Source organism: Burkholderia sp. IDO3 (assembly GCF_003366075.1).
Taxonomy (GTDB): domain Bacteria; phylum Pseudomonadota; class Gammaproteobacteria; order Burkholderiales; family Burkholderiaceae; genus Burkholderia; species Burkholderia anthina.
In genome coordinates, this window is the sequence record NZ_CP028962.1 from 3,012,278 (window position 1) to 3,036,565 (window position 24,288).

At 68.2% G+C, this 24,288-nt stretch carries 19 protein-coding genes; 8 read left to right on the forward strand and 11 right to left on the reverse strand.

Annotated elements, in window-relative coordinates:
* Nucleotides 1-10 precede the first annotated feature (10 nt).
* Genes DCN14_RS13825 through DCN14_RS13840 form a run of 4 tightly spaced genes read left to right on the forward strand, consistent with a single transcriptional unit; the run spans nt 11 to nt 4,589 of the window.
* Nucleotides 11-1,063, forward strand: coding sequence for a porin (locus tag DCN14_RS13825; RefSeq protein WP_096507808.1), 1,053 nt, complete (start codon nt 11-13; stop codon nt 1,061-1,063).
* 10 nt (nt 1,064-1,073) lie between these two features.
* Nucleotides 1,074-2,396 carry an MFS transporter gene (locus DCN14_RS13830; RefSeq protein ID WP_096507809.1) on the forward strand — a complete coding sequence of 441 codons (1,323 nt, stop codon included), beginning with the start codon at nt 1,074-1,076 and terminating at the stop codon, nt 2,394-2,396.
* Between the two features lie 37 nt (nt 2,397-2,433).
* Complete coding sequence (locus tag DCN14_RS13835) at nt 2,434-3,588, forward strand: acyl-CoA dehydrogenase (protein WP_096507810.1); 1,155 nt, start codon at nt 2,434-2,436, stop codon at nt 3,586-3,588.
* 32 nt (nt 3,589-3,620) lie between these two features.
* Complete coding sequence (locus DCN14_RS13840) at nt 3,621-4,589, forward strand: alpha/beta hydrolase (protein WP_240327220.1); 969 nt, start codon at nt 3,621-3,623, stop codon at nt 4,587-4,589.
* Between the two features lie 85 nt (nt 4,590-4,674).
* Here the strand turns inward: DCN14_RS13840 and prpF are convergent, their stop codons facing one another.
* The 4 genes from prpF to prpB form a co-directional block, all read right to left on the reverse strand.
* On the reverse strand, nt 4,675-5,865 hold the full coding sequence (prpF, locus tag DCN14_RS13845) for a 2-methylaconitate cis-trans isomerase PrpF (RefSeq protein ID WP_096507811.1): 1,191 nt from the start codon (nt 5,863-5,865) through the stop codon (nt 4,675-4,677).
* A 120-nt stretch (nt 5,866-5,985) separates the two neighbouring features.
* A complete protein-coding gene (gene acnD, locus DCN14_RS13850) occupies nt 5,986-8,580 on the reverse strand; it encodes a Fe/S-dependent 2-methylisocitrate dehydratase AcnD (RefSeq protein WP_096507812.1) in 2,595 nt (864 codons plus the stop codon).
* A gap of 82 nt (nt 8,581-8,662) precedes the next feature.
* A complete protein-coding gene (gene prpC, locus DCN14_RS13855; protein ID WP_096507813.1) occupies nt 8,663-9,835 on the reverse strand; it encodes a 2-methylcitrate synthase in 1,173 nt (390 codons plus the stop codon).
* 115 nt (nt 9,836-9,950) lie between these two features.
* Nucleotides 9,951-10,844, reverse strand: a complete 894-nt coding sequence (gene prpB, locus DCN14_RS13860; RefSeq protein ID WP_096507814.1) for a methylisocitrate lyase — start codon at nt 10,842-10,844, stop codon at nt 9,951-9,953.
* Nucleotides 10,845-11,014: 170 nt separating this feature from the next.
* On the opposite strand from prpB, the gene prpR reads away from it, so the two are divergent.
* Entirely contained in the window at nt 11,015-13,003 is a 1,989-nt protein-coding gene (gene prpR, locus DCN14_RS13865) for a propionate catabolism operon regulatory protein PrpR (protein WP_096507815.1), read from the forward strand.
* A gap of 42 nt (nt 13,004-13,045) precedes the next feature.
* Here the strand turns inward: prpR and DCN14_RS13870 are convergent, their stop codons facing one another.
* Nucleotides 13,046-13,687 carry an ABATE domain-containing protein gene (locus DCN14_RS13870; RefSeq protein ID WP_096507816.1) on the reverse strand — a complete coding sequence of 214 codons (642 nt, stop codon included), beginning with the start codon at nt 13,685-13,687 and terminating at the stop codon, nt 13,046-13,048.
* A gap of 235 nt (nt 13,688-13,922) precedes the next feature.
* Between DCN14_RS13870 and DCN14_RS13875 the strand changes: the two genes are divergently transcribed.
* Nucleotides 13,923-14,306: a VOC family protein gene (locus DCN14_RS13875; protein ID WP_096507817.1), complete on the forward strand. Its 384-nt coding sequence runs from the start codon at nt 13,923-13,925 to the stop codon at nt 14,304-14,306.
* 201 nt (nt 14,307-14,507) lie between these two features.
* Here the strand turns inward: DCN14_RS13875 and DCN14_RS13880 are convergent, their stop codons facing one another.
* Nucleotides 14,508-15,356, reverse strand: coding sequence for an ureidoglycolate lyase (locus DCN14_RS13880; protein WP_096507874.1), 849 nt, complete (start codon nt 15,354-15,356; stop codon nt 14,508-14,510).
* A 658-nt stretch (nt 15,357-16,014) separates the two neighbouring features.
* Here DCN14_RS13880 and DCN14_RS13890 point away from each other — a divergent pair.
* Together DCN14_RS13890 and DCN14_RS13895 are read left to right on the forward strand one after the other, a co-directional pair.
* Nucleotides 16,015-16,839, forward strand: coding sequence for an IclR family transcriptional regulator (locus DCN14_RS13890; RefSeq protein WP_172441938.1), 825 nt, complete (start codon nt 16,015-16,017; stop codon nt 16,837-16,839).
* A 190-nt stretch (nt 16,840-17,029) separates the two neighbouring features.
* Nucleotides 17,030-17,581, forward strand: a complete 552-nt coding sequence (locus tag DCN14_RS13895) for a hypothetical protein (RefSeq protein ID WP_096507818.1) — start codon at nt 17,030-17,032, stop codon at nt 17,579-17,581.
* Between the two features lie 679 nt (nt 17,582-18,260).
* Here the strand turns inward: DCN14_RS13895 and DCN14_RS13900 are convergent.
* The 5 genes from DCN14_RS13900 to DCN14_RS13920 form a co-directional block, all read right to left on the reverse strand.
* On the reverse strand, nt 18,261-20,618 hold the full coding sequence (locus tag DCN14_RS13900) for a GNAT family N-acetyltransferase (protein ID WP_096507819.1): 2,358 nt from the start codon (nt 20,616-20,618) through the stop codon (nt 18,261-18,263).
* A 571-nt stretch (nt 20,619-21,189) separates the two neighbouring features.
* The gene (locus tag DCN14_RS13905) at nt 21,190-21,486 is read right to left on the reverse strand and encodes an H-NS histone family protein (protein ID WP_096507820.1); all 297 of its coding nucleotides are present in this window, start codon (nt 21,484-21,486) and stop codon (nt 21,190-21,192) included.
* A 102-nt stretch (nt 21,487-21,588) separates the two neighbouring features.
* Nucleotides 21,589-21,873, reverse strand: a complete 285-nt coding sequence (locus tag DCN14_RS13910) for a hypothetical protein (protein ID WP_172441939.1) — start codon at nt 21,871-21,873, stop codon at nt 21,589-21,591.
* A gap of 61 nt (nt 21,874-21,934) precedes the next feature.
* A complete protein-coding gene (locus DCN14_RS13915) occupies nt 21,935-22,462 on the reverse strand; it encodes a hypothetical protein (RefSeq protein WP_096507821.1) in 528 nt (175 codons plus the stop codon).
* A gap of 66 nt (nt 22,463-22,528) precedes the next feature.
* On the reverse strand, nt 22,529-23,998 hold the full coding sequence (locus tag DCN14_RS13920) for a sigma 54-interacting transcriptional regulator (RefSeq protein ID WP_096507822.1): 1,470 nt from the start codon (nt 23,996-23,998) through the stop codon (nt 22,529-22,531).
* Nucleotides 23,999-24,288 lie beyond the last annotated feature (290 nt).

Consider the following 24,288-nt stretch of genomic DNA (forward strand, 5'->3'; position numbering starts at 1 on the left):
AGACACATTCATGCAACGGAAAGCATTCCTGATCGGCACATGCGTGCTGTGCACGACACATGCGCACGCGTCGTCGGTCACGCTGTACGGGATCGTCGACAGCTACGTCGAGTTCGATCGTATCGGCAGCCTGTCGAGCTTCCGGCAGAGCGGCGGCGGCGGGTCGACGAGCCGCATCGGGCTGACCGGCGTCGAGGATCTCGGCGGCGGAACCTCGACCAAGTTCGTGCTGGAAAGCGGCTTCTCGCCGGCCGACGGCTCGCTCCAGGGCGGCATGCTGTTCTACCGGCAGGCGTACGTGGCGCTACAGAACACCCGCTACGGCGACCTGCGGCTCGGCCGGCAGTACACGCCGGCGTTCTACACCGTGTACGAGGGCGATCCGTTCGGCCTGAACGAGCGCATGTCGCCGCTTGCGCTGCTCGCGACGTCGACGGACACGATCACGACCAACACGACGCCGCCGATTCCGCGCTTCAACCAGGCCGTGTCGTATCTCAGCCCCGACTGGAACGGCCTGCGCGTGATGGCCACCTACGGCTTTCCCACGCCGAACGCGCTGTCGATGCAGGCCGGCCGCAATTACGGCGCGGGGCTCCAGTACCGGATCGGCGGGCTCTATGTCGGTGCGAGCTTCCAGGGCGACGTATCGGCCGGCAACCTCGCGCCCGTCGTGCAGCCGACGACCACCCGCCACTACGTGTTCGCGGCGAACTACGCGTTCGCGCGGGTCAAGCTGTACGGCGCATTCCTTTACGGCGCCAGCACGGCGCCCGGCCTGCCCGCGTTCTCGACGGCGAGCGTCGGCGCGGCGATCAACGTCGGCGCGCTCGATCGCGTGCTCGTGTCGGCCGTGCGCCGCGACGTGAAGGGCTCGGCGAACGACGCGACCGCGTTCGGCATCGGCTACGACCATCCGCTGTCCAAGCGGACCTCGGTCTATGCCCGCTATCTGTACCTGAAGAACGGCGGCGACGCGAGCAACACCGTCATCGCCGGCGTGCAACCGCAGCCGGGCGGCACCGAGCAGGTGCTGGCGCTCGGCATCACTCACCGCTTCTGACGGAAGGCCCATGACCCCGACCCTGTCCACCCCGGCCGGCGCGCGCGACACCGCGATGCCGGCGCTCTACCGCCGGATCTCGCGGCGCCTGCTGCCGTTCCTGATCCTCTGCTACACGCTGTCGTTCATCGACCGGATCAACATCGGCTTCGCGCACGCGCAGATGGCCGCCGAGCTGCACCTCTCCGATGCCGTCTACGGGCTCGGCGCGGGCATCTTCTTCATCGGCTACATGGTGTTCGAAATTCCGAGCAACGCGCTGCTCGCGCGAATCGGCGCACGCCGCACCATCGCCCGGATCATGGTGCTGTGGGGGCTCGGCTCGGCCGCGACGATGTTCGTCGCGACGCCCGCGCAGTTCTACCTGTGCCGCTTCCTGCTCGGCGTGTTCGAGGCCGGCTTCTTCCCCGGCATCCTGTTCTATCTCGGCGCGTGGTATCCGCCGAAGCAGCGCGCGAAGGCGTTCGCGCTCTTCATGAGCGCGCTGTATCTCGCCGGGATGATCGCCGGCCCCGTGTCGGGCGCGATCCTCACGTACTTCGACGGCGTCGCCGGCCTGAGCGGCTGGCAATGGCTGTTCATCGTCGAAGGGCTGCCGAGCAGCGCGCTCGGCTTCGTCGCGCTGCGCTATCTCGACGACCGGCCGGACGACGCGCGCTGGCTGTCGGACGCCGACAAGGCCGCGCTGCGCGATGCGCACGCGCTCGCCGACGCAGACACGGACCCCGGCGCGGCCCCGGCGCGACCGCTGCTCGCGCACCGCGACTTCTGGCTGCTGTGCGCGGCCAATTTCGCGATCGCGGCAGCCGGCTACGCGCTCGTGTTCTGGATGCCCGTGATCCTGCATCGCGGCGGCCTGCACGGCGCGATGCAGATCGGCCTGCTGTCCGCGCTGCCCTACCTGTGCGGCATCGTCGGCATGCTCGGGATGGGCTGGCGCACCGAGCGCCGGCATGCCTGGCGCGAACACGGTGCGGCCGCGATGCTCGCATGCGCGGCGGCGCTCGTCGTGCTGGCGCGCGTCGACGGCACCGCGAACCTGACGATCGCGCTCTGCGTCGCGGTCGCCACGCATGCCGCGTCGCTGCCCGCGTTCTGGGTGGTGCCGGGGCTCGCGCTGCCGAAGCGCTCGATGGCGGTCGCGATCGCGGCGATCACGATGTCCGGCGCGATCGGCGGATTCGCGAGCCCGTTCCTGATGGGCGTGCTGAATACCGCCACCGGATCGATGCGCGCCGGCCTCTATTTCAACGCCGCGCTGCTGGCGCTCGGCTGCGTGGCGCTGCTCGCCACGTTGCGCGCCCGGGCGGCCTCTCCGGCGCGCGCGTATTGAGCGCGCGCCTTCCCTTCACGCCTTCATCGACCTCCCCATGAATTTCGAACTCGATCTCGACCACCGGATGATCAAGGATCTCGTCGCACGCTTCGTGAAAGACGAGCTGATGCCGCTCGAAGCAGCCGTGATGGCGCGCGAGGCCGACGGCCAGCGTTTCGCGCTGCGCCCCGACGAACGCGCGCGGCTCGACGAGCGCTCCCGGGCGCTCGGCCTGTGGGGGCTCGACGCGCCCGCCGATGCCGGCGGCTCGGACCTGCCGGCCGTCGCGATGGTCGGCGTGAACGAAGCGATCGGCACGACCGTGACGCCGTACATCCTGCCGCCCGATTCACCGAACCTGCGGATGCTGTGCGACGCGGCCGACGACGCGCAGCGCGCGCGCTACCTGGAACCGTACGCGCGCGGCCTCACGCGCGCCGCGATGGCGATTTCCGAGCCGGGCGCCGGCTCCGATCCGGGCGCGCTGTCGACGACGGCCGTGCGCGACGGCGACACGTGGGTGCTGAACGGCCGGAAGATCTGGATCAGCCATGCACGCGAAGCCGACTGGACGATCGTGATGGCGCTGACCGACCGGAGCAAGGGCAAGCGCGGCGGCATGTCGGCGTTCATCGTCGAACGCGACACGCCGGGTTTCGTCATCGAGCGCCGGATCCCGATGATCGGCGGGCTGTCGACCTACGAAATCGTGCTGGAGGACTGCCGCATTCCCGCCGCGCAACTGCTGGGCCGCGAAGGCGCCGGGTTCGCGCCGATGCAGGCGCGCCTGTCGAACCGGCGGCTGGAGATGGCCGCGTGGTGCATCGGCCGCGCCGAGCGCGCGGTCGCGCTGCTGTGCGACCATGCGAAGCAGCGCAAGACCTTCGGCGTGCCGCTCGCCGAGCGCCAGGCGATCCAGTGGTGGGTCGCCGACGCGCTGACGCAGATCCACGCGTGCCGCCTGATGACCTACGAAGCGGCCGCGCGGGTCGATGCCGGACAGGACGCGCGCACGCAGATCTCGATGGTCAAGGTGTTCGCGACCGAGATGGCGTCGAGCGTCATCGATCATGCGATGCAGACGCTCGGCGCGATGGGCATGACGAAGGAGCTGCCGCTGCACCAGATGGCGAACGAAGCGCGGCTGATGCGCATCTTCGAAGGCCCGAGCGAAGTGCATCGCTGGGTCGTCGCGCGCAGCGTGCTGTGACGCCGTCGTCACGGGTTCACCGGCCGGCGCGCGTGGCGCCGCCCTCGCCAAGGAGCCGCATCCTGAACACACGACATCTGGTCGACCCCGACATCCGCCCGTGGCTCGACGTCTGGCCCACCGTCACGCTCGACGCCGACAACCTCGCGCGGCACCGCGCGCGCACCCTGCCGCTGCCGCCGATCGACACCGTCGGCACCACGCTCCAGCAGCGTCGCGTGCCGGGCCCCGGCGGCGCACCGGACGTGCCGGTCCGCGTGTACCTGCCCGACGACGCGGCGCGCCCGCTGCCGGCGATCGTGCACATGCATGGCGGCGGCTACGTGCGCGGCGCCGCGAAAGATCTCGAAGCCGTGCATCGTCCGCTGGTGAAGGCGCTCGGGTGCGCGCTGGTATCGATCGACTACCGCCTCGCGCCCGAGACGCCGTTTCCCGGCGCGATCGACGATTGCTACGCGGCGCTTGCGTGGACTTTCCGTCACGCGGACGCACTCGGCCTCGACGCCGCGCGCATCGGCGTGATGGGCGAAAGCGCGGGCGGCGGGCTCGCCGCCGCACTCGCGCTGCTCGCGCGCGACCGCGGCGAATATCCGCTGGCTTTCCAGCACCTGATGTATCCGATGCTCGACGACCGCACCTGCGTGCGCGCGCCGCATCCGCATGCCGGCGAGTTCGTCTGGCACGCGGCCAACAACCGGTTCGGCTGGACGTCGCTGCTCGGCCGCGCGCCGGGCGGCGACGGCGTGTCGCCGTATGCCGCCGCCGCCCGCGCGGAACGGCTCGACGGGCTGCCGCCCGCGTTCATCGCGGTCGGTACGCTCGACCTGTTCGTCGACGAGAACATCGACTACGCGCAGCGGCTGATCCGCGCCGGCGTGCCGACCGAACTGCATGTGTTCCCGGGCGGCGTGCACGGCTTCGACATCGTGCCCGATGCGCGACTGTCCGCCGCGGCGCGGCGCATCGGCCAGGATGCGCTGCGCCGCTTCCTGCACGGCTGACCGGCACCGGAGCCGACGCCGACGCAGAATCGACAAGGGCGGCCGAAGCCGCCCTTGACTGTCATCGGAACGACGACCGGTGCGATCAGAACGCGTCGCCCGGCACGCGCACCCAGCCTTCCATCAGCACGCGCGCGCTGCGGCTCATGATCGCCTTGGTGACGGTCCATTCGCCGTTCTCGAGCTGCGCTTCCGCGCCGACCCGCAGCGTGCCCGACGGATGCCCGAAGCGCACCGCGTTGCGCTCGCCGCCGCCTGCCGCGAGATTGACGAGCGTGCCCGGAATCGCCGCAGCCGTGCCGATCGCGACCGCCGCCGTGCCCATCATCGCGTGATGCAGCTTGCCCATCGACATCGCGCGCACCAGCAGGTCGACGTCGCCCGCCTTCACGCGCTTGCCGCTCGACGCAACGTAGTCGGCCGGCTTCGCGACGAACGCGACCTTCGGCGTGTGCTGGCGCGTCGCGATCTCGTCGAGCGTGTCGATCAGGCCCATGCGCAGCGCGCCGTGCGCGCGGATCGTCTCGAACTTCTCGAGCGCCTTCGCGTCGCCGTTGATCGCGTCCTGCAGCTCGGTGCCCGTATAGCCGATCGCCTCGGCCTCGACGAAGATGGTCGGGATCCCCGCGTTGATCATCGTCGCCTTCAGCGTGCCGATGCCCGGCACCGCCAGATCGTCGACGAGGTTGCCGGTCGGGAACATCGACCCGCCCGCGCCTTCTTCCTCGGCGGCCGGATCCATGAACTCGAGCTGCACTTCGGCGGCCGGGAACGTGACGCCGTCCAGGTCGAAATCGCCCGTCTCCTGCACCGCGCCGTTCGTGATCGGCACGTGCGCGACGATCGTCTTGCCGATGTTCGCCTGCCAGATCCGCACGGTCGCGACGCCGTCGCGCGGCACGCGCGCCGCATCGACGAGCCCGCCGCTGATCGCGAACGGGCCGACCGCCGCCGACAGGTTGCCGCAGTTGCCGGTCCAGTCGACGAACGCACGGTCGATCGCGACCTGACCGAACAGGTAATCGACGTCGTGACCGGGCCGCGTGCTCTTCGACACGATCACCGTCTTGCTGGTGGACGACGTCGCGCCGCCCATCCCGTCGATCTGCTTGCCGTACGGATCGGGGCTGCCGATCACGCGCAGCAGCAGCGCGTCGCGCGCGGCGCCCGGCGTCTGCGCGGCATCGGGCAGGTCCTGCAGCCGGAAGAACACGCCCTTGCTGGTGCCGCCGCGAATGTAGGTGGCGGGAATCCTGATTTGGGGAATGTGTGCCATGTCTGTGTTGTCCTGTCGACCGGAGCCGGCGCTCGCGCGCCGGCTCCGGTCCCATGCAAATCCATCTGACGACGGGCGATGCACGTGTGCACCGCCCGGATTCAACGTCCCGGCGCGCCGTCAGGCCGCCTGCGACGATTCGAGGAAGTCCTGCGCGAAGCGCTGCAGCACGCCGCCCGCGTCGTAGATCGACACTTCCTCGGCCGTATCGAGCCGGCACGTCACCGGCACCTCGACACGCTCGCCGCTCTTGCGGTGAATCACGAGCGTGAGATCGGCGCGCGGCTTGCGCTCGCCGATCACGTCGAAGGTTTCGGTGCCGTCGATGCCGAGCGTCGTGCGGTTCGTGCCCGGCTTGAACTCGAGCGGCAGCACGCCCATCCCGATCAGGTTCGTGCGGTGGATCCGCTCGAACCCTTCGGCGGCGATCGCCTCGACGCCCGCGAGCCGCACGCCCTTCGCGGCCCAGTCGCGCGACGAGCCCTGGCCGTAGTCGGCGCCGGCGATCACGATCAGCGGCTGCTTGCGATTCATGTACGTCTCGATCGCCTCCCACATCCGCATGACCTGGCCTTCCGGCTCGACGCGCGCGAGCGAGCCCTTCTTCACCGCGCCGTCGACGACCGCCATCTCGTTGATCAGCGTCGGGTTCGCGAAGGTCGCGCGCTGCGCGGTCAGGTGGTCGCCGCGGTGCGTCGCGTACGAGTTGAAGTCCTCTTCCGGCAGGCCCATCTTCGCGAGGTACTCGCCGGCCGCGCTGTTCGCGAGGATCGCATTCGACGGCGACAGGTGGTCGGTCGTGATGTTGTCGCCGAGCACCGCGAGCGGACGCATGCCCGTCAGCGTGCGTTCGCCGGCCAGCGCCCCTTCCCAGTACGGCGGACGGCGGATGTACGTGCTCTGCGCGCGCCACGCGTACAGCGGCGCCGCACGCTCGCCGGTATCGGCCGTGCGCGCGAACATCGGTTCGTAGACCTTGCGGAACTGCTCGGGCTTCACGCTCGATGCAACGATCGCATCGATCTCCTCGTCGGTCGGCCAGATGTCCTTCAGCGTGACGGGCTGGCCGTCCTGGTCGTGGCCGAGCACGTCCTTCTCGATGTCGAAGCGGATCGTGCCGGCGATCGCATACGCGACGACGAGCGGCGGCGACGCCAGGAACGCCTGCTTCGCATACGGATGGATGCGGCCGTCGAAGTTGCGGTTGCCGGACAGCACGGCCGTCGCGTACAGGTCGCGGTCGACGATCTCCTGCTGGATCTTCGGATCGAGCGCGCCCGACATCCCGTTGCAGGTCGTGCACGCGAACGCGACGATGCCGAAGCCGAGCTTCTCGAGTTCGGGCAGCAGGTTCGCTTCTTCCAGATACAGCTCGACCGCCTTCGATCCCGGCGCGAGCGAGCTCTTCACCCACGGCTTGCGCGTGAGGCCCTTCGCGTTCGCGTTGCGCGCGAGCAAGGCCGCGGCGATCACGTTGCGCGGGTTGCTGGTGTTCGTGCAGCTCGTGATCGCGGCGATGATCACCGCGCCGTCGGGCATCTCGCCCGCCTTTTCCTCCCACTGGCCGGCGATCCCGCGCGCGGCGAGATCGGACGTCGGCAGCCGCTTGTGCGGGTTCGACGGGCCGGCCATGTTGCGCACGACGCTCGACAGGTCGAACGTCAGCGTGCGCTCGTATTGCGCATTGGCGAGCGTGTCGGCCCACAGGCCCGCCGCCTTCGCGTAGGTCTCGACCAGCTTCACCTGCTCGTCGCTGCGGCCGGTGAGACGCAGGTAGTCGGTCGTCTGGCCGTCGATGAAGAACATCGCGGCCGTCGCGCCGTATTCGGGCGCCATGTTCGAGATCGTCGCGCGGTCGCCGAGCGTGAGGCTCGCCGCGCCCGCGCCACGGAATTCCAGATACGCGCCGACCACCTTCTCCTTGCGCAGGAATTCGGTCAGCGCGAGCACGACGTCGGTCGCGGTGATGCCGGGCTGGCGCTTGCCGGTCAGCTCGACGCCGACGATGTCCGGCAGGCGCATCCACGATGCGCGGCCGAGCATCACGTTCTCCGCCTCCAGCCCGCCGACGCCCACCGCGATCACGCCGAGCGCGTCGACGTGCGGCGTGTGGCTGTCGGTGCCGACGCAGGTGTCCGGATACGCTACGCCATCCTGCGCCTGGATCACCGGCGACATCTTCTCCAGGTTGATCTGGTGCATGATGCCGTTGCCCGGCGGGATCACGTCGACGTTCTCGAACGACTGCTTCGTCCATTCGATGAAGTGGAAGCGATCCTCGTTGCGGCGATCCTCGATCGCGCGGTTCTTCGCGAACGCGTCCGGATCGAAGCCGCCGCATTCGACGGCGAGCGAGTGGTCGACGATCAGTTGCACGGGCACGACCGGGTTCACCTTCGCCGGGTCGCCGCCGGCGTCGGCGATCGCGTCGCGCAGGCCCGCGAGATCGACGAGCGCCGTCTGGCCGAGGATGTCGTGGCACACCACGCGCGCCGGGAACCACGGGAAGTCGCGTTCGCGCTTGCGCTCGATGATCTGCTTCAGCGAATCGGCGAGGATCGCCGGGTCGCAGCGGCGAACGAGGTTTTCGGCGAGCACGCGCGACGTGTACGGCAGCGTGTCGTAGGCGCCGGGCGCGATCGCTTCGACCGCGGCACGCGCGTCGAAGAAGTCCAGCGACGTGCCGGGCAGGGGTTTGCGGTTGGCGGTATTCATGATGTGGGGCGGAATTCGGGGTAAGACATTGCGCGCGCGCCGGCAGCCCGCATCACGGGCGGCCGGCGTGCGCGGCCGGCGATCAGCGCTTCTCGATCGGCACGAACTGCAGGTCTTCCGGACCGGTGTAGTTCGCGCTCGGGCGGATGATCTTGTTGTCGATGCGCTGCTCCATGATGTGCGCGCTCCAGCCGGACGTGCGCGAGATCACGAACAGCGGCGTGAACATCGCGGTCGGCACGCCCATCATGTGATACGACACGGCGCTGAACCAGTCGAGGTTCGGGAACATCTTCTTCGCGTCCCACATCACCGATTCGAGGCGCTCGGCGATGTCGTACAGCTTCACGTCGCCCGCTTCCTTCGACAGCTTGTGCGCGACGCCCTTGATCACCTTGTTGCGCGGATCGGAGATCGTGTAGACCGGGTGACCGAAGCCGATCACGACTTCCTTGTTCTCGACGCGGCGGCGGATGTCGGCTTCGGCGTCGTCCGGCGAGCTGTAGCGGCTCTGGATTTCATACGCGACTTCGTTCGCGCCGCCGTGCTTCGGGCCGCGCAGCGCGCCGATCGCGCCGGTGATCGCCGAGTAGATGTCCGAGCCCGTGCCCGCGATCACGCGGCCGGTAAACGTCGATGCGTTGAACTCGTGCTCCGCGTACAGGATCAGCGACGTGTGCATCGCGTCGACCCACGACTTCGACGGCGTCTTGCCGTGCAGCAGGTGCAGGAAGTGACCACCGATCGAGTCGTCGTCGGTTTCCGTCTCGATGCGCTTGCCGTTGTGCGAGAAGTGATACCAGTACAGCAGCATCGAGCCGAGCGACGCCATCAGGCGGTCGGCGATGTCGCGCGCGCCCGGCAGGTTGTGGTCGTCCTTCTCGGGCAGCACGGTGCCGAGCACCGACACGCCGGTGCGCATCACGTCCATCGGGTGAGCCGAGGCCGGGATCTGCTCGAGCGCGACCTTCAGCGCGCTCGGCAGGCCGCGCAGCGCGCGCAGCTTCGTCTTGTACGCAGCCAGCTCGGTCAGGTTCGGCAGCGTGCCGTGCACGAGCAGGTGCGCGATTTCCTCGAACTCGCACGATTCGGCGACGTCGAGAATGTCGTAGCCGCGGTAGTGCAGGTCGTTGCCGGTCTTGCCGACCGTGCAGAGCGCCGTGTTGCCGGCCGTCACGCCCGACAGCGCCACCGACTTCTTCGGCTTGAATGCGCCTGCGGCGGCCGGTGCTGCTGCGTCTTTCGTCTCGCTCATGTTTCCGTTCTCCAATGGGTATCGGGGGTGTCATGCCGGCCGGGCCCGGCGCTGGCGCGCGCAGCCCGGCTTCATGCAAAGCGTTCCGGGAACCGTGTCCCGGCGCGCGGGCAGGTTACTTCTTGCCTTGCGCGAACAGCTCGTCGAGCTTCTGCTCGTACGCGTGATAGCCGAGGAAGTCGTACAGCTCGGCGCGGGTCTGCATCGTCGGCACGGCGGCCTTCTGCGTGCCGTCGCGGCGCAGCGTCTCGTAGAAATTCAGCGCGGCCTTGTTCATCGCGCGATACGCGCCGCAGCAGTACAGCGCGATGTCGACGTTCGCCTCGCGCAGCTCGTCGAGCGTGAAGAGCGGCGTCGAGCCGAACTCGGTCAGGTTCGCGAGGATCGGCACCTTCACGGCGGCCTTGAAGCGGCGGTAGTCGTCGAGCGTCTTCATCGCTTCCGGGAAGATCATGTCCGCGCCGGCTTCCACGTAGGCGATCGCGCGCTCGATCGCGGCGTCGATCCCTTCGGCGGCGGCCGCGTCGGTGCGGGCCATGATCACGAACTGGTCGTCGGTACGCGCATCGACCGCGGCCTTCACGCGATCGACCATTTCCTCGACCGGCACGACTTCCTTGCCCGGACGGTGGCCGCAGCGCTTCTGGCCGACCTGGTCCTCGAGGTGGACGGCCGCGACGCCGGCCTTGATGAACGAGCGCACCGTGCGCGCGATGTTGAACGCGCCGCCCCAGCCCGTATCGATGTCGACGAGCAGCGGCAGGTCGGTCGCGTTGGTGATCCGGTTCGCGTCGATCAGCACGTCTTCCATCGTGCTGATGCCGAGATCGGGGATGCCGAGCGAGTTCGCGGCGACGCCGCCGCCCGACAGGTAAACCGCCTTGAAGCCGACGGCCTGCGCCATCTTGGCTGCATACGCGGTGATCGCGCCGACCACCTGCAGCGGCTGCTCGGCCGCGACTGCCGCGCGGAATTTCGCGCCGGCGCTCTGAAGATGCGTGTTGCTCATGAACGGCCTCCTGAAGGAATGCCCATTAACAGCAAGGACCGGGCCAGCTTGCGGATCGCCGCTAACCCACTGATTCTTAAGCAACCGGCGCTGGCGCTTCATCGCCCATCTGTTTCAATTTGGCAATTCCATGTTTCAAAAATGAAATCGCGCGCGCATAATCGGTCGCCATGGATCTCTCCTCGACCAAACCCGTCGGTCCGGCCGACCGAACGGTGCGCCCGCGCATCTGGGCGATGGGCATCAGCCGCCTGCGCGAGCTGTTTCGCGAGATCGCCGGCGAATTCGACGAACGCGCGGACGTGCGCATCGTCACGCGTGCGTATGAAGACGCGCTGAGCGCCATCGCGGAGGCCGGCACCGCGCGGCCCGACGTGATCGTCGCGGCCGGCTCGAACGGCGCCTTCCTGAAAACGCGGGCGCAGGTGCCGGTCGTGGTCGTGTCGCCGACCGGCTTCGACGTGATGCAGGCGCTGGCGCGGGCGCGGCGCGATGCATCGCGGATCGCGCTCGTCAGCGCCGGCGAGACGCCGCCCGAGGTGCGCCGCTTCGTCGCCGCGTACGGCCTCGACGTGCAGTTTGCGTCATATCAGTCCGCGCAGGAAGCGGAAGCCTGCGTGCACGACCTGCACGATCGCGGCATCGAGACGATCGTCGGCCCCGGGCTCGTGACCGACCTCGCGGCGAGCGCGGGCATGGGCGCCGTGTTCCTGTATTCGCACACGTCGGTGCGCAAGGCCGTCGACACGGCGCTGGAAGTCGCGTACGCGACACACGCCGAGGCGTTTCGCCGCCAGCGGCTCGACAATTTGCTGCAGCACCTGCGCGACGGCGTGGTCGCGCTCGACGCGCGCGGCCGCGTCGAGGCGATCAACGAGCGGCTCGCGTCGGCGCTCGGGGTCGAACCCGCGGCGGCCGTCGGCCGCGCGCTCGTCGATCTGCGGCCCGAACTGCGCACGCTGCGCGGCGAGGACGGCGACGCGCTCGCGACCGTGCGCGGCGTGCGCTACGTCGTGCATCGCGGGCCGCTCGTCGATCGTGGCGTCACATCGGGCAGCGTGCTGACGTTCCAGGAATCGCGCGCGGTCGAGCGGCTCGATCGTGCGCTGCGTTCGCAGCCGAACACGCAGCAGTTCGCGGCGCGCTACGCGCTCGACGACGTGGTCGGCACGTCCGCGCCGATGGCGCGCGTGCGCGAGCTGGTGCGCCGCTACGCGCGCTCCGACGCGACCGTGCTCGTGCTCGGCGAAAGCGGCACCGGCAAGGAGATGATCGCGCAGAGCCTGCATGCGCTGTCCGCGCGGCGCAGCTATCCGTTCGTCGCGGTCAACTGCGGTGCGTTTCCGGAGGCGCTGCTCGAGAGCGAGCTGTTCGGTTACGAGGAAGGCGCGTTCACCGGCGCGCGGCGCGGCGGCAAGACGGGGCTGTTCGAGGCCGCGCATCGCGGCACGCTGTTTCTCGACGAGATCGGCGAGATGCCGCCGTCGCTGCAAAGCCGGCTGCTGCGCGTGCTGCAGGAGCGCGAGGTGATCCGCCTCGGCTCGACCGAGCCGATCCGCATCGACGTGCGCGTGGTCGCCGCGACGCATCGTCCGCTGCTCGCGGCCGTCGAAGCCGGCACGTTCCGCGCCGATCTGTATTACCGGCTCAACATCCTGAACATCGGCCTGCCGCCGCTGCGCGATCGCGCGGCCGACATTCCGGCGCTCGCCGCGACGCTGCTCGTGCAGGCCGCGCGGCGCGAGCCGCGGCTGGCCGAGCGCGTGCGCGATGCCGGCGACGCGCTGCGCGTGCTCGACGCGACCCAGGCGACGCTCGCGCGCTACCGGTGGCCCGGCAACGTGCGGGAATTGCAGAACGTGGTCGAGCGGATCGCGGTGGAACTGGCCGAGGAAGTCGACGCGCACGATCCGGCCGCCGCGTGCGGCGCGCTCGCGCCCGATGCGCTGCAGGCGATCGCGCCCGAACTGTTCGCCGCGCCGCCCGATGCGGCCGGCGCCGGCGACGACGATGCACGGACGCTCCAGGCGCGCCGCCGCCGCGCGGAAGCCGACGAGATCCGCGCGGTGCTCGACGCGTGCGGCGGCGACCGCGATCGCGCGTGCGCGATGCTCGGCATCAGCAAGACGACGCTGTGGCGCAAGCTGTCGGCGAAATAGGTTCCGGCTAGACGAGCGGGAAGCGCGGCCCGAGCCGCCGCTTCATTCGGCCTTGTGATAGTGGCGGTACGCCTTCGCGCGGTTGCCGCACGACGACATCGAGCACCATCGGCGGCTACCGTTCTTGCTGTCGTCGATGAACAGCCACTGGCATGCGTCGTTCGCGCAGCGCTTGACCTTCGCGAGCCGCGCGCCGCCCAGCAGGTCGATCGCCGACCACAGCACCGGGCTCAGCACACCTGCGAGTGTCGCGCCCGCGCGCCCGATCCGCCACGCATAGCCGCCGTCGAGCCGCGTCAGCGCGACGCGCGGCGCGGCTTCCGCCAGAAAACCGCCGAGCAGCGCGAGATCGTCCGCTTGCGGCTCGCGCCGCTCGGCCTGCGCATGAAAGAGCCGGTACAGCGCCTCGCGCAACGCAAGCGCGCGCGCGAGCGTCGCCGGCTCGTCATCCTTCTCTCCCGCGCGACACGCGTCGGCCAGGCCGGCCGGCACGCGCGCCTGCTCGCGGCACCATGCGAACAGGTCGTCGAGCGTGCCGAAGGTTTCCGTCGGCGCGTCGGCGCCGCGCCAGTACAGCGTGTTCGCGAAATCGATGCTCAGCGTTTCGGGCGGCGCGGGAATCAGGCAGTCCGTCGTGACGGCAGGTTGCGTATCGTTCATGTCCCGATCGTATCTAACCACCATGCCGGTTGACAAGCCCGCGGACGCTTCCTAACATAACCAGCATGATGGTTAAGAACGGATGTGCGGCACGGGTGTTCCGTTCCGCTCAAGGAGCCACAGATGTTCGATCGTCTTCCCTTCCGAGTTATCCACACCGGCCGCGGCCGGGCGTTCCACGACAGCACGCCCGGCTGACCGGGCGCCTGTCGACGGGTTTGCCGCACTGACGTCCCCTCTTCAGTTCAAGGAGCCACAGATGATCGATCACCTTTCCTTCGGCGTTGCCCACATCGACCGCAGCCGCGCGTTCTACGACAGCACGCTCGGTGCGCTCGGCTACAAGCGGCTGTACAGCGACGACGGATCCCTCGGATACGGCACCACCGAACCGGTGCTGTGGTTGCAGCACGCGGAGCGGCCGATCGCCGCCGATCCCGAGTCGGGGTTGCACGTGTCGTTTCGCGCGTCGTCGCCGGTGGAGGTCGATGCGTTCTACCGCGCCGCACTGCAGCACGGCGGTCAGGACAACGGTGGCCCGGGCAAGCGCGAGCACTACGGCGCCGGCTATTACGCGGCGTTCGTCGTCGATCCCGACGGGTATCGGCTCGAAGCGCATTGCGAACTCGACAACATCGTCTGATCCGCTGCGTCCGGACGCGGACGAACGACAAGGGCCCGATTCCGCATCGCGCGGAACCGGGCCCTTGTCCTTGCTTTGCTGCATCGATGTTCGGCGTGCGACGATCGCCGCCGTCAGTCATGCGGGAGCGATCGTGCCGGCGCGCACCGGCCGGGAGGCCGCCGGGTTGCGCCCGCACCCCGGCCCGCACCGCGCCCGCGGTTACTGCGCGCCGCGTGTGCGCTGCAGTTGCTCGCCGAGCCCGTCGATCCCGAGGCGCACCACCTGGCCGGGCTTCAGGAACACCGGCGACGGCTTGATGCCCATCCCGACGCCCGGCGGCGTGCCGGTCGTGATCACGTCGCCCGGTTGCAGCGTCATGCAGGTCGACAGATAGGCGATCAGCTGCGCGACGCTGAACACCATCGTGCGCGTGTTGCCGTTCTGATAGCGGTGGCCGTCGATTTCGAGCCACAGGTCGAGGCGCTGCGGATCCGGCACCTCGTCGCGCGTGACGAGCCACGGGCCGATCGGGCCGAACGTGTCGAAGCCCTTGCCCTTGTCCCACTGGCCGCCGCGCTCGATCTGCCATTCACGCTCGGACACGTCGTTGACGACGCAATAGCCCGCGACGTAATCGAGCGCGCGCGCTTCGTCGACGTCCTTGCAGGCCGCGCCGATCACGACGCCGAGCTCGACTTCCCAGTCCGTCTTCACGGAGCCCTTCGGGATGTCGATGCCGTCGTTCGGGCCGCAGATCGAACTCGTCCACTTGCCGAACACCACCGGCTCCTTGGGCACCGGCATGCCGGCTTCGGCCGCGTGGTCGGCATAGTTCAGACCGATGCCGATGAATTTGCCGACACGGCCGACGCACGCGCCGATGCGCGGCTCGCCGGACACGAGCGGCAGCGTGGCCGGATCGATCGCGCGCAGCCGCGCGAGACCGGCGTCGGACAGCGCGTCGCCGGCCAGATCCGGCACGTGCGCGGACAGGTCGCGAATCCGGCCGTCCGCGTCGAGAATGCCGGGCTTTTCCTGGCCGGACGGGCCATAGCGAAGCAGTTTCATCGTGCTCAACCTCTGTTGTCGAATGTGACAGGATACCGGCCGGCGCAGCCGTTCACAGCCACGCGCCGGACTGAATGTCGATCGTCGATGGCGCGCATCGGCACCATCGCCGGCAGGCCGTTCGACGCGCGAGGCTCGCGCGGGCGCAGCGATCGCGGCGCCGCACCGAAGTGCGACGCGCATCGAACGGGCGGCCGCCGGTCTGCGCATCGGCGACGACGGCCCGGCATCCGCGGCATGTGCCGGCCCGACCGGCCGGCTTCACGCGCGGCCGCGCCGTCGCTGGCCCGCCGCTCTTTGTACCATCCACGGCCCGCAATGAAATGACCCGCGACGGATACCGACTATTGGTGCAACCGCCGGCGCTGCGGCGCAGCATCGGGGCCGCCGGCATCGCTGCGCGACGTCGAAATGCGTCGTCCCCGTCGGGATTGGGGAGTGAACCAGCAATATTCGTTGTGACCCTGTCATCGGAAACGACCGTTGATCCGTTCTTGATCGGTAACGATCGGTAAAAAGACGCTGCATTGCACACTGAAAGTTTGTTGTTAAGCTCGGACGGACGGTGCCTCCATCCATATCCGGGGCCAACGGATCCGTGTGCGATATCGGCCAGCGTGCGTCGCCTGTCGATCGGAAATTCACTGACCTCATACCCATGACGCAAACGACCAACACCCCGTTTCTCGACAGCGACGCACGGGAGTCGATGGGCGCGACCGACCGCTATCGCGCGCCCGCTCTGGACAAGGGTCTCGACATTCTCGAACTCCTGTCGGAACAGAAGGAAGGACTCACTCGCACCGAGATCACCAAGGAACTCGGCCGCAACGCGAGCGAGATCTACCGGATGCTCGAACGTCTCGTGGCCCGCCGCTATGTGATGCGTTCGAGCGGCGGCGACCGCTACACCCTCAGCCTCAAGCTGTTCGCGCTCGCGCACCGGCATCCGCCGATGAACCGGCTGATCGCCGAAGCGTTGCCGCTGATGCAGCGTTTCGCCGATACCGCCGAACAGTCGTGCCATTTGTCCGTCTACGATCGCGGCACGCTGCTCGTGATCGCGCAGGTCGACGGCCCCGGCGCGTGGGGCGTATCGGTGCGGCTCGGCTCGCGCATCGGGCTCGCCGATACGGCGTCGGGCCGCGTGATGCTGTCGTTCCAGGGTAGCGAGCAGCGCGCGGACATGTTAGCTGAGCACCGCAAGGTCAAGGGCGAAGCGCCGATGAACGAGCAGGAGCTCGCGTTCGCGTGCCAGTCGATCCGCCAGTCCGGCTATGTGCGCCAGGACAGCCGGCAGGCGTACGGCGTCACCGACCTGAGCACGCCGATCCTCGGCCCGTCCGGCCATGCGATCGCGGTGCTCACCTGCCCGTACATGCGCCGGATCGATACGCACATGGCGCCGTCCGTCGATGCGGTCGTCGACGGGCTGCGCGATACGGCCGGCCGTCTGTCGATGTGCCGCGCGGAGACGTGCTGACGCGGGTTTGGGCGGACGCTGACGGATAGAGCGCGCCGTCGGAACGCCGGGCAGGCATGCGGTAAGAGCCGCGGTAGTGCGGGCTTGCGCGGGCATTCCGCGGGTCGTTGCCGGGCAGGCGCCGGCGCTACGCTAGAATAGCGGCCCTCTCAAAAACTACGGCGGCCGGCTGTCGCGGCTGCCGTATCCGATGGATGTCATGGCCAAACTTCTGAACGATCAAGAATTCCAGCGTTTCTCCGAACTTCAGCAGAAGCAGGCGAGCTTCACGATCACGCCCGAGGAAGCCGACGAACTGCGCGACATCGTCGCGCGCGCGCAGCAGAAGCGTGACGATCGTGCCGCAGCGATGCTGGCGATCGAGAACTACATCGAACAGTTCGACATCACGCCCGACGAACTCTTCTCGCCCGAGCAGATCGGCGACGCCGCGCGCACCTACGGGCTCATCACCGCCACGAAGAAGGAACGCGCGCTGCCGCCGTCGATCACGTTCAACGGCAAGCCGTACCAATGGACCAAGACGCTTCCGGACGACGTGCGCGCCGCGCTGTTCGACGCATTCACGTCCGGCGAGTCGGTCAAACGCTTCATCGCCATGCCGAAGGACACCGCACGCTGTGCGCTGACGATCGCCCGCCTCGAGCGCGAAACCGGCGGCATTTATGCCGAAACGCACCTCGAAGAACTCGCGATTTCCCGCGACCAGGTGAACGACGCAGCGGCAAAACTCGCCGCATAAACCCCGCCCCGGGCACGGTTCATGCGTGCCCGCCCCGGCGCGGACGCCGGCAAACGCCCGCGCCGCGCCAGCCGGAGCGCGCCGTTTCCATGCTCCCGAAAAGTCTCACCTTGGTGCCCCGTAAGCGCTCACCAGCACATCCCGCAAAAGCTCACCCATGGCTCCCGAAGACGCTCACCTGCGTGTCCCGAAAGCCCTCACCGATGCGTTGCGCAGACGCTCTGCAAGCCCTCCCGGAAAGGCTCACCGCGGCTTCCCGCAGGCACTCACCGCCAGTTCCCGGGAAGGCTCACCGAACAGCTCCCGTATCGGCTCACCTTGCACCCCCCGGAAAAGCTCACCCTCCGCTCCCGAAAAGTCTCACCTTTTCGATATTTCCGATGCCGAAGGTGCGGGATGCGGGTGTCGGCGTGCTCGAATACGCCAGCGGAACTGCCCGCACGCAGATGTCATCGAAACGCGCGACAAGCCCGACGCGAATGCCGTGTCTCGATGAATTCGCGTTTCCCGCAGGTCACGGAGAGCCGCACCGCTTCGCGTATTCGGTAGCGCGTCGATGCTCTGCATTCCAAAGTATGACGAATCGGCACAGCCAGCTGTGAACGAGCATCGCGGATGCCGTGCGAACCGCACCGCCTGCCCCCGCATCCCCGCCCGGCCGGGCGCGTGTTACGCGCGACTACGGTTGCAGTTTCATTCTGAAGCCCACCACGCCCGGCTCCTCCGTCGTCGAGGTCGTGAAGCCGCATGACTTCGCCAGCGAGATCATCGCCGTGTTCTCGCGCAGCGCTTCGCCGATCATCCATGCCGTGCCGCGCGATCGCGCGTAGTCGATGATGCGGGCCATCATCAGACGGCCGAGCCCCTTGCCCTTCTGGTCGGGCCGCACCGCGATCGCGAACTCCGCGGTCTCGTTGTCGGGATCGGCGACCGCGCGCGCCACCGCGAGCGTGTGCGACCGGCCCGACACATCGGTGAACGCCACGATGAAAGCCATCTCACGGTCGTAGTCGATCTGCGTCATGCGCGCCACTTGCGAGTGATCGAAGCTGCGCACCGCGCCGAAGAAGCGCATGCGCAGATCGTCCGGCGTCATCGCCCCCAGCAGCTCGTTGTGCGCCTCCTCGTCTTCCGGACGAATCGGGCGGATCGTCACGGTCTCGCCGCGCCATTCGAGCGTCTGCTCCAGATGGCGCGGATACGGCATGATCGCGAGCCGGCTGCGCCCGGCGGCCAGCGTGACGCGCGGCGCGATGATGTAGGCGCGATCGGACAGCACGCGCAGCGTGATCGACATCGCGACCACTTCACGGACGTCGCATACGACTTGCGACAGCGCCGTCAGTGCGCCGAGCGTCGGCTCGACGGGCGTGCGACGCGCATAAGGCGAACGCTCCATCACCGCGCGGGCGAGCACGGTATTCAGCGGCGGCAGCCCGTACACGACGAACGGCGCCGATACACCGTCCGCGGGCGGCACGGCATAGCGGAACACCGGGCCGAAATTCGAATCGTCGTACATGTCGACCGTGACGTCGACGACCCTGGCGCCGGCCGGTGCATCGGCCGGCTCGCCGTGCAGGCCGAAGTGCGACAGCCAGTGCAACGCGGCGTCGCCGGCCAGCTCGGGTTCGCCGGCCTCGACCATCCGGCGGGCCTCGGCCTGTGCGGATGCGACGCACTCGGCCGGCTGCGGCGGCGTGCCCTCGGGGGTCTGCATCAGCAACTGCCGCCCGAGGTTGTAATCGACGAGACGTGCGTATGCGCGCGCAAGCCGCTGGGGCGTCGTGTGTACCGGGATGCCGTTCGCGTGCAGTGCGTCGCGCGTCGCCGCATCGACCGCACCGAAGAAACACGCAAGGATGCCGCGATACGCATGTTGCCGCGATTCGATCAGCGTGCGCGCGACGGCATCGGCCGGCGCGCTGTGGGACGTCGAATGCACGACGAACAGCGTGCCCGTCTGCGGAAACGGCGCAAGCGCCTTGATCGCCGCACCGAAATGCTCGGGACGCGCATCGTCGCCCAATGTAAGCGGATTGCCGGGCGCGGCGAGATGCGGCAGCGCGGCCGCCACCGCCGAGGTTGCCGCCGCCGGCCACGCGGCCAGCACGTCGCGCACCTCGGCAACCGCATCGACCGCGAGTTTCGCGACGCCCGCGTCGCTCGTCACGAGCGTCGCCGCGCCGCGCGCGGCGACCCGCCCGACACCGAGCGTCTCGATCTCGTCGAGCAGATCGTCGAGCGCATCGACACGCACCATCCCCGCGCGCTGGAAAGCGGCCGTGTAAAGCGCATCGCCGGGATCGGCGCGCCCGGTGCGCAGCGCGAGCACCGGCTTGTTGCGCGCCGCCGCGCGCGCGGCCGACATGAACTTGCGCGCGGCGCACACGGTATCGAGTTCGAGCAGGATCGCGCGCGTGCCGGGGTCGCTCGCCAGATAGTCGAGCACGTCGCCCGCATCGACGTCGGCCTCGCTGCCGAGCGCGACGACATGCGAAAAGCCGAGCCCCCGCGCATCGGCCCAGCCCAGTACCGCGTTCGTCAGCGCGTTCGATTGCGACACCCACGCGACGCCGCCCGATCGCGCCGTATAGGCAGGCGCGCCGAAATGCGCATGACGCGCGGGCGACAACACGCCGAGGGTGCCCGGGCCGACGATACGGAGCACGAACGGCTTCGCGGCCTTGAGCGTGCGATCGAGCGCGGCACGATCCGCATCGGTGCGCGCCTCGCCGACGATCACCGCGACGCGCGTGCCGAGTTCGCCGAGCTTGCGCACGATGCCGGCCCACGTAGCGGGCGGCGTGCAGATCAGGGCAACCGAAGGCGGTGCGGGCAATCGATCGACATCGGCAACGACCGGATGCCCGTTCAGCTCGCGATACTTCGGATTGACGGGCCATACGGGCCCGTCGAATGCGCCGTCGATCACGCGCGCCCATACGATCGCGCCGAAACTTCCCGCGCGCGACGATGCACCGACGACCGCAACGGACTTGGGCTGGAACAACGCATCGAGATGGCGGACGGTCACATCGGCTCCATACGGTAATGAAAGACGACCCGACCGGTACACGGGCACGGATGGCCGTGCGCCGGTCGACGCGAACTCCAAGCATAGGCGAACCGGATGCGGCTGCCTATATGCCGAACGGCCGACTGTGCAGCACGCATCAATGCTTGCAACATGGGCCCGTAACCGATGCCTTCGCACGACGCACCGGGCGAAGGCGGCACGATGCGGCGATCCGGTCGCATCCTCAAAGGTGAGGATTTACGGGAGCCATGGTGAGCACATTCGGGAATTGCGCGATGCGCCGCGTCAATGCGCGAGCGGTGATGATCGTCGGCAGTCCGTCAGCACCGCGACGCGCGCGCATGTCGATGCGCGAGTGCAACGTAATTGCCGGGCTGTTTACCGCAATTCGCCGCGATATCCGGTCGAATTGCAGTGAATTAGCAAAATGGAATCCGTTAATCGCGTGGCATTGCCGTTCGATTCGCCGGCCGGAATCGCGTTGCAACGGCACAAAAACAAACGGTGCGACGGCCGTTTGGCCGTTCGCACCGTCAGTCGACGCACGAAAGGTGAGGATTTTCGGGAGTCAGTCCTTGATCAGGAAACGCGCGCGGTTCTTGCCGAGCCACGCCGGTGCACGGCCGCGGCCGCTCCACGTTTCGCCGGTCTTCGGATTCAGGTATTTCGGCGGTAACGGACGCTTCGGCTTTGCGGCAGCGGCGGCGCCTATCGGACGAAAGCCGAGCTCCTCTGCCGTAATGTCGAATTCCACGATTTTGGCTCGAATGGCGGCAATCGCATCGGCAATCGCCTTTTCGCGTTCCTTGTCGATTTTTTGCTGAAGCCTTTCGAGCTGCGCAGTCAGTTGCCGGTAGGTCGCCATATGGATGGGATTCCGTGAGTGTTATTCATGAAAAATAGCCGACTCCAAGCGAATAGAAAAGCGCTTCTCCCGATTAACGTCCCTCACCTGGTCATTTCGGGATCAATAGCCGCTCTTCTTCTTGCATGCGAAGAGAAGATTTCGCACGGCGTCATCGGTCGATTGATCGAGGATGTCGAATTCCCCGTTGCAGATAGCGCGGGCATTGTCCGTGCAATTGCTCCAGTCGTTGCCCGTGCACTGCACCTGCGTAGTCGGGCGCCCGTCCGAAGTAAACAGCGGCGCACCGCCGCCACACCCGCCAAGCCCCGCGACAAGGGCCAACAATCCGGCCTGACGCCAATGCGTTCGAGGCCACCGACAGACCGACGCAAGCATGTGTTTCATTGTTCTTTCCGTCAACCTTTTTCTGAATCACGCGAGTATGCCATGCACTACCATCCACCGTTCAGTCGGGCGCCCTGTCAGGCTGGCCACGCGTCTTGTACGGCAGCGCTCCGTGCGGATCGTCGGTGATGCGAACGAAAACTCGTTCGACGTCGGGAAGCGCGGCAAGTTCGCGTTGCAACGCCTGCCGATCGAATGCCGGATCCGCGCACCCTTCGACATAAATGAAGCGGCGCTGCACGGTGATCCACAGGCTCGTGCCCTGCAAGCGGCCGGTGCCGTCGAAACGGGCTTTCGCAGCCGCGGCGATCGGTGCGTCGTACATATACGAATTCGGCTTCGTGCAGCGGTGCGCGAGCCAGCAGGTCGTCCCGCGCTCCGCGCGGTAATGCGCATCGTCCTCCATCTCGGCGCGGGTCATCCACGGGCCGAGCGGCAGCGGGCACTCGGCAAAGTCCTGCGACAGCGCCACGAACGGATCGTTGTACCAATTGCGCCGCGCCACAGGCGCGTCGGCATCGCCCGACTGCGCGAACGCGGACGCCGCCACCAGAGCGGTCATCCATCCGGCGATACCGATGCACTTCATCGTTGTCTCCTGTCCGGTACTGCCACGGTTCGGCCGCCTGCTTGCGACAGCCTCCACCGCGCGGCGCTATCGGTCGATGCCGAGCGCCGCCAGTTTCTTGTAGAGCGTCGCCCGGCCGATGCCGATGCGCGCAGCCGCTTCCACCACCCTCCCGTCGCAAGCCGCGAGTGCGTCGGTCAGGAACTGGCGCTCCCACGCGGCCAATGCATCGGTATACGAAACGACCGGTGCATCGCCCGTGTCCCGGGCGGCGGCCGGCACGGCAGGCAGCGCGCCGGCCGGCATGCCGTCCGGCGCCACGCGTACCGGACCGAGGAACGGCGCGAGCGCACCCGCATCGATCACCGAGCGATCCGACAGCATCAGCGCACGCTCGAGCGTGTTGCGCAGCTCGCGCACGTTGCCCGGCCACGGGTAGGCGCACAGCATCCGCAGCGCGTCGTCGGTCAGCTCGCAGTGCGCGGCGCGGCCGTGCTGGGCGGCCAGTTCCTCGAGCGTCGCGTAGACGAGCGCGGCAATATCGGACGCCCGATCGCGCAGCGGCGGCGCGTGTATGGTCAGCACGTTGAGCCGGTAATAGAGATCGGCGCGAAAGCGGCCGGCCGCGACCAGCGCGGGCAGGTCGGCCGACGTTGCGGCGATGATCCGGACGTCCGCGCGCACGATCCGGTTCGAGCCGACCGGTTCGAACTCCTTGTCCTGCAGCACGCGCAGCAGCTTGCCCTGCAGCGGCAGCGGCATGTCGCCGATTTCATCGAGAAACAGCGTGCCGCGATCGGCCAGCTCGAACTTGCCGACGCGCCCCTTGCGGTCGGCACCGGTATACGCGCCCGGCGCCGCACCGAAGAATTCGGTTTCGAGCAACGTGTCGGGTATCGCGGCGACGTTGACGGTCACGAGCGGCTGGAGCGCGCGCGCCGAAGCCGCGTGGATCGCATGCGCGAGCAGTTCCTTGCCGGTGCCCGTCTCGCCGAGCAGCAGCACCGGCGAATCGACCTGCGCGGCGCGCCGTGCCTGGCGCTTGGTTTCGAGGCTCGCGGCGCTCGTGCCGACGAAGCTCGCGAATGTGTATTTTGCGCGGCGCGCCTGCGCGAGCGAACGCTGCGTCGCGATCAGTTGCTGCTGAAGCTGCGCATAGCGGGAGAAGATCGGCGTGAGCGTCTTCAATTGGTCGAACAGCGCGAAGCCGATCGCGCCGACCGTCTCGCCCGCCTCGTTCTTCAGCGGCAGCCGGGTGACGACCAGCGGTTCGCGGCCCGTCTCCATGATGTCGAGCAGGATCGGCTGCCCGGTCGATACCACCTCGCGCATCAGGCTGTTCGGAATCACCGTTTCGCAATCGAGGCCGACCGCCTGCTGCGGATCGGCGAAACCGAAGCGCGCCGCATATCGCTCGTTCATCCACACGACGCGCGCGTCGCGATCGACGACCACCGTGCCCGCACTCGAATCCTCGAAGGTTCGAAACAGCGACTCGGCGGCGCGCCGCAGCACGTCGCCGTAATTGACGGGCAGGCGAACCCGGTCGTTCATCATCGTGTCGTCGTCTCCGCGTATGCTCAGCCGGTTGTCTCCGAATCAAGACGAATTATCTCACTATGGAGACACGCCGGAATCCCTTGTCCGGGAAAGCCCTGCCCGAATCGGTGGGCTGTCCTGACGGCCGGATCGTCTCCATTCGGAGACGTTTTATGTAGAATCGTCAGACATTGGCCGGCGCAGGCCCGCCGGCCGGCATCGGCCCCATGTCCGGCGGCGCAATCCGGCCTATGGCACGAAACCTGCAGGAACCTGAGCCGGTCCGCGACGCGTCGCGATCGAACAAC